General features: G+C 43.2%; 17 protein-coding genes, 1 tRNA gene and 2 pseudogenes. 8 read left to right on the forward strand and 12 right to left on the reverse strand.

The features are described from left to right. Positions 1–100: pseudogene (locus O9332_RS28315) on the forward strand (IS200/IS605 family transposase); the annotation flags it as partial. 33 nt (positions 101–133) lie between these two features. On the opposite strand, the gene O9332_RS04185 reads toward O9332_RS28315, so the two are convergent. Continuing rightward, entirely contained in the window at positions 134–742 is a 609-nt protein-coding gene (locus tag O9332_RS04185) for a hypothetical protein (protein ID WP_288023794.1), read from the reverse strand. A 550-nt stretch (positions 743–1,292) separates the two neighbouring features. Here O9332_RS04185 and O9332_RS04190 point away from each other — a divergent pair. Both O9332_RS04190 and O9332_RS04195 read left to right on the forward strand, forming a co-directional pair. Next, on the forward strand, positions 1,293–1,733 hold the full coding sequence (locus O9332_RS04190; RefSeq protein ID WP_288023797.1) for a phage integrase N-terminal SAM-like domain-containing protein: 441 nt from the start codon (positions 1,293–1,295) through the stop codon (positions 1,731–1,733). Beyond that, positions 1,714–1,887, forward strand: coding sequence for a hypothetical protein (locus O9332_RS04195; protein WP_002760464.1), 174 nt, complete (start codon positions 1,714–1,716; stop codon positions 1,885–1,887). Before O9332_RS04190 ends, O9332_RS04195 begins: the two co-directional genes overlap by 20 nt. Positions 1,888–1,890: 3 nt before the next feature. On the opposite strand, the gene O9332_RS04200 is transcribed toward O9332_RS04195, so the two are convergent. Next, positions 1,891–2,745, reverse strand: coding sequence for a universal stress protein (locus tag O9332_RS04200; protein ID WP_193957080.1), 855 nt, complete (start codon positions 2,743–2,745; stop codon positions 1,891–1,893). Between the two features lie 618 nt (positions 2,746–3,363). On the opposite strand from O9332_RS04200, the gene O9332_RS04205 reads away from it, so the two are divergent. Then, a complete protein-coding gene (locus tag O9332_RS04205; protein ID WP_288023801.1) occupies positions 3,364–4,341 on the forward strand; it encodes an alpha/beta fold hydrolase in 978 nt (325 codons plus the stop codon). A gap of 228 nt (positions 4,342–4,569) precedes the next feature. Here the strand turns inward: O9332_RS04205 and O9332_RS04210 are convergent, their stop codons facing one another. Further along, positions 4,570–5,214, reverse strand: a complete 645-nt coding sequence (locus tag O9332_RS04210) for a hypothetical protein (RefSeq protein ID WP_288023804.1) — start codon at positions 5,212–5,214, stop codon at positions 4,570–4,572. Between the two features lie 102 nt (positions 5,215–5,316). Between O9332_RS04210 and mnmA the strand changes: the two genes are divergently transcribed. After that, positions 5,317–6,375 (forward strand): tRNA 2-thiouridine(34) synthase MnmA, encoded by a 1,059-nt coding sequence (gene mnmA / locus O9332_RS04215; protein ID WP_288023815.1) that lies wholly within the window; start codon positions 5,317–5,319, stop codon positions 6,373–6,375. Between the two features lie 89 nt (positions 6,376–6,464). Here the strand turns inward: mnmA and O9332_RS04220 are convergent, their stop codons facing one another. The 4 genes from O9332_RS04220 to O9332_RS04235 all read right to left on the reverse strand — a co-directional run bounded on the left by O9332_RS04220 (position 6,465) and on the right by O9332_RS04235 (position 10,019). Then, positions 6,465–7,217 (reverse strand): phycobilisome rod-core linker polypeptide, encoded by a 753-nt coding sequence (locus tag O9332_RS04220; protein WP_287732694.1) that lies wholly within the window; start codon positions 7,215–7,217, stop codon positions 6,465–6,467. Positions 7,218–7,834: 617 nt separating this feature from the next. Beyond that, complete coding sequence (locus tag O9332_RS04225) at positions 7,835–8,416, reverse strand: phycobiliprotein lyase (protein WP_002795626.1); 582 nt, start codon at positions 8,414–8,416, stop codon at positions 7,835–7,837. 75 nt (positions 8,417–8,491) lie between these two features. Further along, positions 8,492–9,415 (reverse strand): restriction endonuclease, encoded by a 924-nt coding sequence (locus tag O9332_RS04230; RefSeq protein ID WP_288023807.1) that lies wholly within the window; start codon positions 9,413–9,415, stop codon positions 8,492–8,494. Positions 9,416–9,683: 268 nt separating this feature from the next. Beyond that, the gene (locus tag O9332_RS04235) at positions 9,684–10,019 is read right to left on the reverse strand and encodes a hypothetical protein (protein WP_043999175.1); all 336 of its coding nucleotides are present in this window, start codon (positions 10,017–10,019) and stop codon (positions 9,684–9,686) included. A 134-nt stretch (positions 10,020–10,153) separates the two neighbouring features. Here O9332_RS04235 and O9332_RS04240 point away from each other — a divergent pair. Continuing rightward, a tRNA-Cys gene (locus tag O9332_RS04240) sits at positions 10,154–10,224 on the forward strand. A 48-nt stretch (positions 10,225–10,272) separates the two neighbouring features. Here the strand turns inward: O9332_RS04240 and mtnB are convergent. Continuing rightward, positions 10,273–10,890 carry a methylthioribulose 1-phosphate dehydratase gene (gene mtnB / locus O9332_RS04245; RefSeq protein ID WP_002760481.1) on the reverse strand — a complete coding sequence of 206 codons (618 nt, stop codon included), beginning with the start codon at positions 10,888–10,890 and terminating at the stop codon, positions 10,273–10,275. Positions 10,891–11,128: 238 nt separating this feature from the next. Between mtnB and O9332_RS04250 the strand changes: the two genes are divergently transcribed. After that, positions 11,129–11,509, forward strand: coding sequence for a hypothetical protein (locus O9332_RS04250; RefSeq protein WP_002760482.1), 381 nt, complete (start codon positions 11,129–11,131; stop codon positions 11,507–11,509). Between the two features lie 10 nt (positions 11,510–11,519). On the opposite strand, the gene O9332_RS27950 is transcribed toward O9332_RS04250, so the two are convergent. Further along, positions 11,520–11,762 (reverse strand): hypothetical protein, encoded by a 243-nt coding sequence (locus O9332_RS27950; protein WP_002760483.1) that lies wholly within the window; start codon positions 11,760–11,762, stop codon positions 11,520–11,522. A 102-nt stretch (positions 11,763–11,864) separates the two neighbouring features. Beyond that, positions 11,865–13,298 (reverse strand): TM0106 family RecB-like putative nuclease, encoded by a 1,434-nt coding sequence (locus O9332_RS04255; RefSeq protein WP_043999176.1) that lies wholly within the window; start codon positions 13,296–13,298, stop codon positions 11,865–11,867. A 278-nt stretch (positions 13,299–13,576) separates the two neighbouring features. Here O9332_RS04255 and O9332_RS04260 point away from each other — a divergent pair, with 278 nt between their 5' ends. Continuing rightward, positions 13,577–14,791 (forward strand): aminotransferase class V-fold PLP-dependent enzyme, encoded by a 1,215-nt coding sequence (locus tag O9332_RS04260; protein ID WP_002760486.1) that lies wholly within the window; start codon positions 13,577–13,579, stop codon positions 14,789–14,791. 73 nt (positions 14,792–14,864) lie between these two features. Here the strand turns inward: O9332_RS04260 and O9332_RS04265 are convergent. Together O9332_RS04265 and O9332_RS04270 are read right to left on the reverse strand one after the other, a co-directional pair. Continuing rightward, positions 14,865–15,041, reverse strand: a pseudogene (locus tag O9332_RS04265) (RNA-guided endonuclease TnpB family protein); the annotation flags it as partial. 61 nt (positions 15,042–15,102) lie between these two features. Further along, positions 15,103–15,969, reverse strand: an 867-nt coding sequence (locus O9332_RS04270) for an RNA-guided endonuclease InsQ/TnpB family protein (protein WP_288023812.1), incomplete at its 5' end; no start/stop codon positions are given.

The following is a 15,969-nucleotide window of genomic DNA, read 5'->3' on the forward strand; positions in this document are numbered from 1 at the left end:
AGGAAAGCATGGGGATGAAGGTATGATAGCGAGATATGTAAAAGAACAAGATAAAGAATACCTGCAGCTACACCAAAATCTACAATTGAGTCTATTTTGATTCTGATACCCCGTCCGCTTGCGGCGGGGTAGTTCATTCTCTAACTTCAGGTTCTCTTTTTTTATAAATTAGTAACCAAACTAACAGTAACCCTGTAAACACTGCAATAATGCCCATACATCCACTAAATACTAATACTCCTGGGTTGACTAGCACGTCAAAAGAGATAGCATAGGGATTCAATCTTAAGGATGCTTGAATACTCAAGTACGCTGACAATCCCCACGCCAGTGTATTTACCAAAACCCACCAACCTGCTTGGGAAAAGAATCTTCGCAGTATTAACCATTGTGCAAGCCCAATAATGAAGCCGCCAGTAGCGTCAAAAAAATAAAAATTTTGAAAAAATCCAGCCACAAACCAACCAAGAGAAGTTGCCAAGATAAACCTGTTTGATATGGGAATCTTAGTCCTCAAGACTAGCCATTGTGCAGTTCCAATTACAGATCCAACAATTAAAGCCCCAATTATGCCACCGTTCCAAGATCTGTATAAAAAAATAAAAATGTCAGAAATCAAAGTTCTGGCAACAGTATGTAAAACTACCTTCTCAATTAGAGGTGCTAAAGCATTGATCGCCAAATTAACAACAAACGCACTTCCTAGATTAGCAAATAGCCACTTAAACCAAAGTAGAGTCATAGTTGAACCTCAAAAAATAAGCAAAATTTAAGGAATCGGTAAAAACGTCAGTATTTAAACTAAGTTACAGAGGTTAGAAGTAAATGGTAAACTTCTTAATGATGTGATCGCTTTGGCAAGAGGGGGAAGTGGTTATGTTTTAACAGTGTTAATTGGATTATTAGCGCAAAAAATGTCTGCAACTGATAGAGCGATCACTGCATATACACTTACCTAGCCAGAAGAATCTCAAAATCAGCAATTCCAAAATAAAAGTTAATCAGTCTTCTTTGAGATGAGGAGGAGCGATCACCTCTCACTAAGTACGGATGCCAGCGCCAATAACGCCAACCATCTCCAAACGTAGTAAAAAATCTCTCGCAAAATTTCACGAAAAACCTAACTTGCGCTGGCGAGATAACTATATATTATGGGGAAATTTTCCGTACATTACGCCAAATACGCATTTTTTTAAGAATCTTTCCGTATATTACGCTCAAATGGAGCGATCGCGAGAAGTTTTCCGTATAATATTACGATAAGCGTGTTATGCCGATTAGCGTACTCTGTTATGAACCCTCCCCCACCCCGAGAACTCCTAGACGTAGTGCGTGAAACCATTCGCCTCAAACACTACTCCTACCGCACCGAACAAACATATCTGGACTGGATTAAGCGTTATCTGCTCTTCCATCAGAAAAAACATCCTCGTGAAATGGGGGAAGAAGAGATCAAGTCCTTTTTGACCCATCTTGCCGTTGACAAAAACGTTGCCGCCGCCACCCAAAACCAAGCCCTCAACGCCATCCTTTTCCTTGATCGAGAAGTTCTTAAAATTGAACTGGAAAATATCGGTGCATATTTACGGGAAAAACGCTCCAAACGTCTGCCCACCGTCCTCACCAAAAAAGTAAAAATGGCTGATTATTTTAGCGATCGCACAACAGACTGCGATCGCTGCCCAGGTCATTCTCAACCCACCAAAGTTAGGATTGCTCATCGAAGAAATTGAATCTCTTGAGAAGCAATTACTGAGCTTGGGGGTTGAGAGTCGAAGTTATCCTTTAAATGAGCTAATCGCCTTTAGCTCGGCTTTTATGACGATGAAAGCCATTGCCAGCAACTTAAATCAAATGAGTCAAGACTTACCTGCCTACACCCAATAGGGGCTAAATCCCTTCTTTTCTAGCTAAAAGGACGGGACAATTGACATTAACCCGCACATAATCCGAGAGGGAAGTACCGAGAAGGCGATCGAGATCCGGTAAACTCTTAGCCACAGAAGGACGGCGATCGGGCGAACCCAACAGTAAGAGATCCACATTATAATCATCGACGAGTTTGCAGAGTTGTTCTCCCGGTTTACCCCCCGTCACCACGCAGCGATAGGGTATATTCATCCGTTTTACTTTTGCCACTGCTGGCCCTAAAATTGGGTTTTCTTCCATTTCTTTGGGGGAAGTGGGGGCAAATTCTGGTTTTAAGTCGGGGTTGACGCGGGCCAAAATTAACTCTGCTGAAGGATAGTCTCGCAGGAGATAAATAGCCAGATCGAGAGCTAAATCAGCCGAACTAGACTTATCGAGAGCTACCATCACCTTTTTGATTTTTTTGACGTAAATATCGTCTTTTACCAATAACATCGGGTGATTAGTCAGTTGAAAGACGTATTGACTGACGGAATTTTCTAGAATTGCCTCCAGTCGCTTCAGTCCTCGGGAACCCATTAGGATCAAATCAGCCCCGATTTCGTCGGCAACTTGACAGACGGTATCTTTGGGATCTCCTTGCCGCAGAATAGTGGAAACTTTGCTGGGTTCAATTTTGACTTCTTGCAGGATTTTAGTCAGCATTTGGGTCCCCTCTTCCCATTTACTGGCCAGAGCTTCGGTGGTAATCTGAGGGGGAACAACCCGGAGAATGGTAATCGACGCTTTCCGGATAGCGGGGAGATCCATCAATGCTTGTAGCATTTCTTGGGTTTGACCTGCGCCGGAATCAGCGTATAGTATTTTCTCTAGCATAAGATTAAACTCGGTCTATGATCTTAATGGTTTTCGCCAATTTTCAGCATACTGCTAATGTTGTTCTCGAAATTTAACAACTTATTAAGCGCTTTTTCTTAGCTAAATGCGATGCCGAAGGCACTGCGTAGCAGCTCGCATTTGAGGGTATTTTAAGTATTTATGCTTAATTGACTAGAAATACGGCTCTCTTATTCTTTGCGTGATAAGTTTAACTTATATAGTAGCGATCGATCTTTGTGTCCTTTGTGTCTCTGTGGTTCGTTCCACTCACTCGCCCGCAAAACTGTATCTTAGAATACATTTTACCCGCCAAACTGGGGAGAGCCGAAATACTTGGCTCAAAATCATGGGACAGGCGTTTATTTGTACTAGATTTTGGCTGCAATGCTGGCACTCTCTTTTAATCACAGCTAAATCGACCATTTAATACTAAATCTGGTTATTAAAGACTGATTATTTATTCCCCTTTTTGCATGAGTGCATGAGTAGAAAACGGGTTTCTCGGAGAAACCCGTTTTCTGTGCGTTACTCAACGGATTTAGTATAATTGATGATTATTCATGCTTAATTGTCCAGCAACCACGAGAATTTTTGATTTTTACAAGAGGTGTAGTTATGTCTTTATCAATTCGAGTAATTCTCCTAGTAGCGACGACAGTTTATCAGACGTTATCTGTTTGGTTAGAAGAACAAAAAGCACCGCCAGGTAATTTGATTAATCTGGGTAAATATCGCCTACATTTTTGTCTAGCAGGAGAGGCTAGTCCCACTATTATTATTGACCATAGTTTAGGGGGAATTGAGGGATATTTTTTGATAGAAGAATTGTCACAATTAGCTAGGGTTTGTATTTATGATCGAGCCGGTTATGGTTGGAGCGATTCTAGTCCCTATCCCCGAACCAGCTACCAAATTGTTCGGGAATTAGATCAATTACTAACCCAAGCAAAAATAGAACCGCCTTATATTTTAGTTGGTGATTCTTTTGGTAGTTATAATGTTCGACTGTATGCTCATCTCTTCCCAGAAAAAGTAGTAGGTTTGGTACTCACCGACGGTTTACACGACAAAGGAATGCTGAAAATGTCGCCAGCATTAAAGGCATTAAAATTATTTTTCATCTCCGGATTTTGGATGTCGATTATTGGCTCAATTTTAGGCATTATCCGAGTTCTGAGAGTTCTGGGAGTTTTTGAATTATTAAAACCAGAATTACGTCGCTTTTCCCCAGATTCTTGTCATCGAGTTAAGCGTTCTTTCTGTCGCGCTAAACACTGGATGACGATGAGTAGAGAAATGTTTAATCTCGACCAAAGCGCTCGTCAGGTGAGTGAGGCTAAAAATTTTGGTAATTTACCGATAGTTAGTATTAAAGCTAATTCTTTTTTTAAACCTTCCCTTTGGACTCGCTTTATTCCCCTAAAAAGTGCCAACCAACTCCGGGAGGAGATGCACCTAGAATTAGGCAAATTATCCAGAGATTTTCTGGAAATACAAGCGGATAAAAGTAGTCATTTTGTCTGGATGGATCAACCGGATGTGATCATCGATGCGGTGAGAATTTTGCTTGACAAAATTAACTCTGTGTGCTAAGTAATAGGGTAAAATTAACTTCCTAGTTAGGATAGGCAAGAGGCAAGAGATTCGCTCGAGATTAGCTGAAATCCTAGAGAATTATTGCATAATTAACTTTTGAGAGTTCAAAAATGAGAAAAATAGGCATGAAGCTATCGTTCATTCTTACTTAATTCTCCTGACTCCTGACGACCGGCTACTGACTCCTGACTCCTAACCCCACCAACAGACTTTTTGCCGCAAACCCTAATTATTGAGGGTAATAATCTGGGCGCTAAAACCCTGTTTAGTCAACTCTTGTACTCTTTCCTTTGCTTGGTATTGTTGCTGAAATAACCCCACTTGAATAACATTTTCTCCCGCGCGGATAAATGCGAGGGGTTCAATTTCTCTAATTTTCGCCAACGCTGCTGCACTATTACTACTAACTTCCACGCGAAAGAGTTGATTAGTAGCAATAACCCGCTGCTGTGGTGGGGGAGAAGGGGGTTTATTGGCGCGATTTTCAGGTCTGGGTGCTGGTGGATTGACAGTCGGACGAGGATGATTATTAATCACCGTAGCATCGGCGGGCCGCACGGTAGCGGGAGCTTGAAAAACGTATTCTCTCAGGGGTTGATTACCGGAAACTGGGGCAGCCACCGGGGGGCGAACTGATGGAGAATTAACGAGGGGTAAATTTAAGGGTGAACATTGGGAACAATTAACAGCACTGGGACTGTCTGAACGTTTAGTTGGTTGTCTCACCGCCGGCGGTGGGGGCAAACGACGACCGGGATAAAGATTCTGGGCAAAAGATAAGTTTGCTTTTAGCAGCACGGTTGCTTGAGCGATTATCCCGACTTTTAACCAAAATAAGGCCGAGAAAAACAGTAGGTTTGTTCTCATCATACTAGCTTGTCCTCACACGAGATTTGGGTACACCATGTCCAAATTTTAAAGGAGGAGATGCTAGTCTAGAAAGTATATTGGTTAAAAATCATGACAAGGTTTATGGGAAAAGTTGTTGTCGGTCTATCGGGGGGAGTAGATAGCTCTGTTGCCGCTGCCGCCTTACACGCTCAAGGTTATGATGTTATTGGCTTGACCCTGTGGTTAATGAAGGGTAAAGGTCAATGCTGCTCCGAGGGGATGGTAGATGCGGCCTTTATTTGTGAGCAGTTGGGGGTTTCCCATCATATTGTCGATAGTCGCGAGCTTTTCCAAAAAGAAATTATTGATTATCTGGTTTCCGGTTACGAAGCGGGAATCACACCGCTGCCCTGTTCTCAGTGCAATAAAGCGGTAAAATTTAGCCCGATGCTGCATTATGCTAGGGAAACCTTAGAAGCGGATACTATTGCCACCGGTCACTACGCTAGAATTCGTTTTTCTCCGGAAAATAACCGTTATCAACTGCTGCGCGCCGTCGATAAAAATAAAGATCAATCCTATTTTCTCTATGATCTAACTCAAGATGTACTGCGTGGGACTTTATTTCCCTTGGGAGAACAAACCAAGGCAGAAACCCGCAGGATTGCCCAGGAATTCGGCTTAAAAACAGCAGATAAACCCGATAGTCAGGATTTGTGCTTGATTGAAGCTCACGGAACGATGCGATCGTTCTTGGATAAGTATATCGCTGTTAGTGAGGGCGATATCGTCGATCTCGATGGCAAAGTTTTGGGTAAACATAGCGGTATCCATCATTATACGATCGGACAACGCAAAGGCATCGGCATCGCCGCCGCCGAACCCCTCTATGTGGTAAAACTCGATCCCGTCATGAATCGGGTTATCGTCGGTAATCGCGCCAGTGCCGTTAGTGCCGCTTGTCTTGTCGGAAGGATGAACTGGGTTTCTATTGCCGAACCCACCACCCCTATCCGCGCGCAAGTACAGGTCCGTTATCGTTCTCCGGCCGTTCCCGTCAATGTTATTCCCCTAGAAAATGAGCAAGTGAAGCTGGTTTTCGATGAACCACAATTTAGCATCACCCCGGGCCAAGCAGCCGTGATTTATGAAGGGGAAATCGTTCTCGGTGGGGGGATTATCTCAGGAGTAACCCCATAGGGAGAGCCACCAATTCACAAAATAACCTGATTATGGTTCGCGGGTCATTCTGCCAATTAGGGACTCTCCCCAGCAGGTTGAGCTAAAAATTAACGACGGGGTACAGAAGCCTCGATGTTAATATTCATAGCGGAGACTCTTGGTACAGGATTGCCTTTGGCGCTACCGAGACCCCGGGCCATAGCCAAGAAGCTGGAAGGATCGCCGGCTTTGGGTTTTTGCTCTTGGGGAACATAGCGACGGACAGCATTCTGCCAAACGATTTGGGGGAAGCCCAAAATACCACGATAGTAGCCATCGTAGCGAGGCGAGGTGATGTTGAATGGACGTTCACCGATGTCGCGGCTGGCCAGGGTGCGACGACGTTGGTAGGGAACGGTATCATAACCAAAGCTTTGCAGATACTCGTCACTGTTGAGAAGTTGATCGACAAAACCTTGAATCCCTTTGGTGGCAACGACAATCGACCAAGCAATTTTTTCTCTTTCGCTATAGACATCGCGACCGAGAACTCTTTGTACTACCTGTTCGACAAAGCGATAGTTGCTGTTTTTCTCGTAGAAGCTGTTATAGAAGGTTTTCGATAACAGTAAACCACGAATGAAATCCCGCACCGATAATTGTCCATTACGCAATTGGGATTCGAGGAAAGGTTCCCGATCCCATTTGAAGGCATGGAAGAAAATCTGACGGTAAGCGGCTTCGATTAAATCGTCCAGGTCGGTAGGGGAGAGGACATTTTCCGTCGTGTAAACTCTCGGTTTTTCGTCTCCACCGACATCATAACCAGCTACCCGCACGTTTTGGGACTTGGGGGCGTAATTTAAAAGAGGAATGGCCAAGGGTAAACCTCCGTATCCTTAGAAATGCTTAAAAAACTTTCCTCCTAATGATAAGGGAGTAGGTGCCAACTAGAAAAGAAATATTAAAAATTCTTACAATTGTTAAGAAAACTTGCTTACCATCCGGGGTGTTGGGGAGCGCCGGAGCAGGGAGCGCCGGAGCAGGGAGCGCCGGAGCGGGGAGACCACTTCGTGCGCGTTGCGGGGGAGCGGGGAGATGGGTAGGGTTGATTCATAGTAGGGTTGATTCATAGTAGGGTTGATTCATAGTAGGGTTGATTCATGAATCAACCCTACCCAAACCCCTAGGGTTGATTCATTCTCCGAATCTAATTCTTTTTTTTGCTACCTTTAATCGCTTATGAGGTAAGCTAGGGAGCAGGGGAGTACAGGTTTTTGCTCTCATAGTAGGTTGATTCATGAATCAACCTACAAAGCGCGACGTTTTGAAAAATTTTCAGATATTTATTCCGAGAAATCGACTAAAAACGTTGCCAGACAAGGATTAGAGAGAATGACATTTGAGAGAATGAAACCACTCTAGGGAGATGGGAGAAAAAAGCTGATAACTGATAACTGATAACTGATAACTGATAACTGATAACTGATAACTGAATTTACCAGCCACTAATCGAATAGGATGATGGTTCGGGGGAATCACTAGAGACTGACTCCGATGACTGATTGCGGGATTCAGCACAAAAAGTGGCCGTATTAAAACCGCCAAAACGTTGAACTGTGCTAGTGCGGAGACGTAAATCGGTATCGGCAAACCAAAAACGCTCGATCGAGGTCATAGTTTCGTATTCTGTAATTAAGACTAAACCTTCCTGTTCATCAATGTGATAACGGCCCGCCACGGGAATGATTTCCGCATAACCTCGCTCCCGCAGGAGAACACCCGCTTGGGGATTATCTTCGTCGGGAATTAGCGCAAAAACGGTGGTTCCTTGATGATTTTCGTTTTCTTTGTCCCACTGCATCGAACCATCCCAACTGACAAAGGCACCCCCCACAGTCTTAGCGGGATCCACTTCGTGCATTTCACAGATAGCGATAATTTTCGGGTTATCGGCGCTTAAAGCTTCCACATAAATCTCGGAATCGCCGGTTTCTGCGCGTCGAAAGGGTAAATGATGGGTGGTGCGCTGAGATTTCCACTGTCCCGCACTTTTCTGAAAAAAGGTCATACCGTCCATAGTTTTTATCCTCTGTTTTTTCCATCTATTTTAACGCCATAGCCGTTTTCTGTAACCCTTGTCCCCCTCTCTCTCTCATTCATCCCCAAAATAATCATGATCAATTCTCTTGATTTCATAGATTTTTTGGGTCGATACACCTAGGTTATAATCAATCATCAATTGACCTAATTCTTCTCCATCAATCAGCACTATTTTTATCTCATTTCTGGGGGCATATTCTAAAGCCTCTTGGGTAAAATAGGAAGTGGTGATGAAAATACCTTTTTTGGCTCCTTGTCCAGCTAATGCCCCGACAAACTTCTGGATTTCTGGACGACCAACGGCATTATTATCAGCCCATCTTTTGGCTTGAATATAGATTATATCTAAACCGAGTCTATCTTCTTTTATTATCCCATCAATCCCTTGATCCCCGCTCTTACCTACCGCCTTACCTGCATCTCTAATCGAGCCACCATAACCCATTTTTACCAGTAATTCTACTACTAATTTTTCAAAAGCATCTGGGTATAATTTTCGCAGAATAAAAAGTAAGTCTGTCGCTAATGCTTGACGAATTTCTTGATAGGAGTTTGCTAGTAATTCCTCGGGATTTTGTTCTTGATCAGAAGTTGATAAATTGCTTTCAAGAGTAATAGTTTCATTTTGCTTATTGACTCTAGTAAATTCTTGAAACTCAGGAAATTGCCTGAGAAATTTGGTATCAATTCGAGTAGGATTTTGAGATAAGATTTCTTTTCCTTTCTCAGAAATTACAAAAGTTGCCCTTTGGGGTGAGTCAATTAATCCCGCTTTCTTTAAATAGGTTTTTGCCCAACCGACTCGATTAGCAAAAATTTCTTGTTGTCCACTGGGAAGCATTTCTTTTCTTTCCGCTTCCGTGACTTGAAACTCTCTGACCAAGGCTTCAATAATTTCTCGATATTTATAAACTTTGCCATCTGCAAGTATTTTTAATAGGGGCAACATAATCGATTGAAAATCTGGAATAGGCATAGTTCAGATGAAAAGCGGGGGCAGTCATTCCGATTATACAGCAACAAGCTCCAAGAATTTAGATAGATAGTAATACACATAAAATTATGAATAATCGAGAGGCATTCCTAAAGAATTTGAGAGAGAAATTATCGCCATTGATAATCGTCTTGATACTCAAAAATAAGCTGTTGACTATCTAAATTACTTGTTAAGACTGTCTATGAGCGCCAGAGCTGCGGAGCAGGGAGAGCTTTTTTGGTGATAGCTAAAAAACCCCCTATCCCTGCTATTCATACAAAATCTCATCAAAACAAGCTTCTCCCACACTCGCTAAAGTCCTAGCGGCAGCTTTATCGGTTTTCGACTTCTGCACGAGGGTGCGGAATTGCTGTAGATTGTAACGAGCTTGGAATTTTTTAATCGTGCAGTCGCATAGATCTTTGGCCACATCAGCAGCTAATCCCTCCGCGCGCGCTCTTTGTAAACATTCTTGACGATAACTGTCGAAAGTCGTGGCAGGATTAGAACTTTGGCTAAGGTAAACGGCATTATTAGCCTGTACTGGCAAGGATAAAGCCAATAAACCGATAAAAGTTAGTAAATATCTTTTATTTATCATCATAATAGCTTTTTTAAGCCTGAAATCCCCCACTAGATTAGAGAACCGCTGCATAAATTATAGATCGATCGCTCAACTCTTGGGTTCCACTCTTGGCAAACTGTCATCTGTTATGCTAGGATAAGTAGTGCTTGATCGGCGCCATCGCCAAGTGGTAAGGCAGAGGTCTGCAAAACCTTTACCCCCAGTTCGAATCTGGGTGGCGCCTTGGAAAATGTCGGCAATCTTTTCTTGATTGCCTTGTCTAAATTAAGGTTTACCAAGGTTTTACTTGATAGGCTGCCACTAGATAACGAAAAATATACTCAACTATCTCTAAATAATTCTCGGTAGTTTCTAGAGACTCACCCCACACCGTCACACCATGGTAAGAAATCAGTAAAGCGGGAATTTCCGGGGGGAAAGTTGAGAATCTACTTTCTATTTCTGCGGCAATTTTCGGCACATCGAGATAGTTAGCAAAAACCGGCATAAATACTTGAGGATTTTCTACCCAAATACCTAAACCTTTCAACATTTCTAAGGGAGGTAACGATAACTTGTCCTCGCGAGCAAAACGGGAAACTAAATTCGCTTCCACTGAGTGGACATGATAACAAGCTTGCGCTTGGGGAAAGAGACAATAAATCACCTGATGAATGCTAGTTTCGGCCGAAGGACGATTATCCCGATGAGCTAATTCTCTGACTTTTCCCGTCAGATCCACGCGCACAAAATCCTGTTCTGTGAGTTTACCTTTACTTTTGCCACTGGCAGTAATCCAAAAACTATGATCATCAACTTTAGCGGATAAATTACCCGCTGTGCCGAGCATCCAACCCAGTTGATAAAATCTTCGGGCAGCTGCCACTAGAGATAGACGAGGATCGCTCATGGTTTTTAGAGATATGGTGGATAGGGACTGACTATTATAACAAGTTGAAGCGATCGGAGGATCCACTCCCCAGCAGATTTGGTGAGGATGTCAATCTGGATAATCTCGCTAAAAACTACAGCCAAGGCAGAAGAGAGCGAGGAACCAGTGAGTAAAAAAGAAGATTTAACCGTGGTAATGTGTTGGGAATGTGTTAGGTTAAAGATAATTGCAGCTTTGATGAATCGAGGGTTGAGCCGTGAATAACAACTTTTTCCGCAGCTATTCTGTCAATGATTCTGGTTTGGGTTGTTTCTTATCTTTGATTTTAGTCGGATTGTTGTTAGGCTCGATCGGACTGGGTTGGTTAGTCAATGGTTTTTTAATTCTCGTGGCATTTCTAATCATTTCCCCCGTCATTGCTTGGGGAATTTTTCGCTGGTGGTTGCGACGCAATTTAGTTGAAGATAGCTGTCCCGTCTGCAGCTACGAATTTACGGGTTTTAATCGCACAGAATGCCAATGTCCTAACTGTGGTGAACCGTTAAAAGTGGCAGGGGGTAAGTTTATTATTCTCACCCCTCCCGGTACGATCGATGTACAAGCGATCGAAGTACCTACCGGACAGTTGGAAGATTAGAGTCAAACCATCACCATCTAGGCACGCGCACCAAACTGAAAGCGGGGGTTCTGAATTTTAACAATAACAGCAGTCCCAGCAGGTGAATTGACCAATGAACGAGAATTAAGCCCCAAATAATTGCAAAAATCAAACTACTAACGGCAAGAGCTTTAAAAATATCATTATCGGTCTTTTGATACCAGAGAAGACTAAGGAAGGAAAGCAGTAGGAGTAGAAGCGGAAAAAGTGGGGAGAACATGGGGATCACCATTGGGTGAGGGGACTGTCTTCACATCCATAGCCTATCATTTTCCCTTGACGGCTACGGGTAGCAGCGGCTACATTCCCCCCTATTTGTCATAAATCTTTAGAATCAAATTAAAAAGTTTACGAGCCAATCTTTTAGTCTAAAGGTGGCGCGACAATCATCCTCATTGTAACGCAAAATAGCCGCCAATAAAGTCCGATCTCCTGTTTTTAACCACTGGTCATACCACCAAACGCATTGATCCCCGCTTACTCCTCGATCGCGCCATTGAAAGCCAATCCAGTTAGCGAGGGATTTTAAAGAATAACTTTCCACGGGAAAAGTTACCGAATTAACTACCTGATAGTGCAGATCAAAACAGCGAGAAACTAACTGATTAATCAAAGAAGAAGGGGTTTTATAAAGATAACCTAATCGCTTAATTGTTTCCACTTCGTACTCAGAAAAGTGAAAAATTGGTGCTTGATAATCCTGCATGACTAAGGTTAAAAATTCCTGCCATATCCTGCCTTCATCTTCTGGCTTTTCTGCCAAAAAGGGATAAAATTGCTGGGTATTAACTCGATAATCAACCCGTAAAATCCCCAAAAGATAATCTAAATTCTGTTCTGGTTCCGCTTCGATGTCAAAATAAAATTCAATCTCGGCCCTCGGTAGGGGAGACAAATAAGCAGTTTTGCCGTTGCTTTTGCGAAAGGCCCGATTTTCAATAATTGCTTGGGCCTGTAATTGTAACTGATTAGCCACCTCTAACCCCATCCCCTCCCCCATACGGGTAGGACAGGTAAGCGCCAGGGATTCCATAGTTGAAACCCCCAAAGACTGTAAAAATTGGTAACGACTGGGAGTCACCCCCGGGACTAAAGAAAGATGTTGACTCGCTTGGGCGATACCATAACAGTGACTATACCAATGACATAAACTGCAACGCTGACGCGAGATAAAAACTTCTGGTTCTTGGTGATTAATCACCATTGCGCCGAACTTTTTGATTATTTCCTCTAGTTTAGTTAACCAGAGATTCAATTCCACCCGATAGCGATTATGACGACGTAGGACAATTTCTGCGTAATTGGGAAAAACTCCCTGCATACTGGCTAATAAATAGGCGTAAAAAGTAGCCAGCATCTTATATTCAGGCTTAGGACGGCGACCGAGTTGAATATTGAGGGGATAATAAACCCAATCGCCAAATTTCGACTCTCCTGCCTGTTTAATTAATAAATGCGGGGAACCGGTTAAAGAGACGGGATAGCCAGATTGTAAAAGGACTCCGTGATAAATACAGGATACTCCCTGACCCATCAAAGCTTCCGTTTCCCTAGCGGCGGCTAAAATATCCGTGCTGGGAGTAGTCAGGGAACAATAATCGGGATAGGAGTCTTGCAGGACTTTTTTAACGTGAATTTGACTCTCCTGGCGCAATTTAAGCAAAAAATCTCGCTCAGGGTCTTTTTCTTGGCTATTGCCGTAGAGATTTAAAAACGCACGGCGTTGACAACGTTGGTAGTCTAGAAGTAGATCATCGGTCAGTAGCATTCTATCAAGGAGAAAAGTTAAGCTTTCCTGGACCTGTGAGGTAAAGTAAAAAATAATAAACTTAAAAAAAGAAAACATTCCCAAGTATGTTTCCTCTACTCTAATACTATTGTGACAATTGCGACTTAATCCGTCGATAGAATTCAGCCTTCGGTCGTCGGTCGTCAGGAAATGGGGAATTCAACTAAAACCCGAAAACCCCAAAACCCAACACCTTCTAACTGATAACTGATAACTGATAACTGATAACTGATAACTGATCCCCCATCTCCTCGCTTATGCAGAATTTAGACGAAAATAGCCTCGATTACGCCGTTAGTAAACCGGATTTAGCCGAACAAAGACAGGAATTTCGGGGACTTAGCAATAAAGTTTACTTTAATTTCGGTGGTCAGGGAACCTTGCCCAAGGCGGGATTAGAAGCGATTATCGATGCCCATAATTTTCTCCAACAAAAGGGGCCTTTTTCAGGACGGGTAAACGATTGGATTACCGGAAAAACGGAACTTCTCAGGCAAGAAATGGCTCAGGAGTTGGGAATCAGCCCCAGCACCCTCTCTATCACCGAGGATGTCACTGTAGGCTGTAATATCGCCCTCTGGGGAGTTGATTGGCAAGCGGGGGAACATATTTTACTGACCGATTGTGAACACCCCGGAATTATCGCCACGGTTCAAGAAATTGCCCGTCGTTATCATCTGGAAATCTCCACTTGTCCTATTCGGGAAACTTTAAACGGTGGCAACCCGATAGAAGTCATTTCCGCTCATCTACGTCCAAAAACTAGGGTTTTGGTGGTTAGTCACGTTTTGTGGAATACCGGACAGGTTTTACCCCTCAAGGAAATCTCGCAACTTTGTCATGATAATTCTGTCACCGAAAAACCCGTTTTAGTGGTGGTGGATGCTGCCCAATCCGTGGGTTGTTTGCCCTTGGATTTAAGCGCTACTGCCGCCGATTGTTATGCTTTTACGGGTCATAAATGGTGGTGTGGACCGGCTGGTGTGGGAGGATTGTATATTCGTCCCGAAATTTTCCCTAGTTTACGGCCCACTTTTATCGGTTGGCGCGGCATTGAAACAGATAACCGAGGACAGCCTATCGGTTGGAAACCGGATGCCAGACGCTTTGAAGTGGCCACTTCTGCCTATCCCCAATTTGAGGGTTTAAGGGCAACTATTGCGGTACATAACGCCTGGGGTGATGGGGGACAAAGATACGAAAAGATTTGTCAATTAGCGGCTTATCTCTGGGAAGAATTAAAGACGATTAAAGGGGTGAAATGTTTAAAAAATTCTCCGCCGGAATCCGGTTTAGTTTCCTTTCAAATTGACTCGGCCATCACCCCACAAAAGTTAGTGCAACAGCTAGAAAAACAAGGGTTTTTACTGCGAACTCTCCTCGACCCCCTCTGTGTGCGTGCCTGTGTTCATTATTTCACTTTGCCCTCAGAAATCGAGCAGTTAGTAGCAGCTGTCAAAAAGTTAGTTTAAAATCGGATTATAGGCGATCGACTATCGATAATGACGACCCCGCAACTTTTCGAGTGGGATGAAATTGACATCCTCACCGCCGGGGCCGGACGGTGATGACCGGCAGATCAAACAAACTTAATTGAACGACCGACCGCTGGGTTGACGCTTCACGGGATGCTGCTTCTTTAACAGAAGTCTTATGCTGTCCTCCACGCCCGTTTAAAGTCTCCGATTGCCCACCGGCGACCTTGATATTAATTGCAGCGTTGGCTCTTCTGGTTTCTGTGTGGAAACGAGGTCTATACTGATAGAATATCCGCAAAATAGCCCTAAAAGTCTTGCCCGATAAGCATTTCACGATTCCATAAGCAAAAATTATCACACAAAGTCGAGAAGAGCCCAGCGTTTACATCCCTATCATGGAAAGTCCCACAAAAAAGACATTCCCACTCACGGATATTTAACGCTTTTTTCCCGCCGATATTCCCACAACAGGAACACCTCTGAGACGTTGGCTCCCATCGGGAAATTATCCGAAAATTACGCCCATATTTATCAGATTTTGCCGATAGCATATCTCGGAAAGAACGCCATCCTAAGTCTGATATGGCACGGGATAACTTGCGATTTTTAACCATTCCCGATGTGTTTAAATCCTCTAAAATTAACGTTTGATTCTCACGAACAATTCGAGTGGATAGTTTCTGCAAAAAATCAGTGCGAGTGTCTTTAATCTTTGCGTGGATTTTAGCTACTCGTTTTCTAGCTTTTTCCCGTCGCTTACTTCCTTTCTGTTTTCTAGAAAGGTTTTTCTGTGCTTTTCTTAGTCGTTTCAATCGTTTCTTTAACGGTTTCGGTGCGTCTATCTTTTCTCCTGTTGAGAGGGTAGCAAAGGTAGCAATCCCTAGATCAATTCCCACTGACTCCCCATTATTGGGAAGTATTTCGGACTGAATCTCGACGACAAAACTAAGAAAGTATCGATCTGATGCGTCTTTGATCACGGTGACGCTAGAAGGTTTAGAAGGTAATGGGCGACTCCAAACTATTCTTAAATCACCGATTTTCGCTAAAGTAACGCAGTGTTGGTTAACGGTAAAACCATTATCGGTAAATCTTGCTAATTGTTTAGATTTACGCTTCTTAAATTTAGGAGGTTTGACTTTCTTTCCTTTTCTTTCTCCCTTGCAAGATGC

The sequence above is a fragment of the Microcystis sp. LE19-10.1B genome (assembly GCF_027530565.1).
GTDB classification, from domain to species: Bacteria; Cyanobacteriota; Cyanobacteriia; order Cyanobacteriales; family Microcystaceae; genus Microcystis; species Microcystis aeruginosa.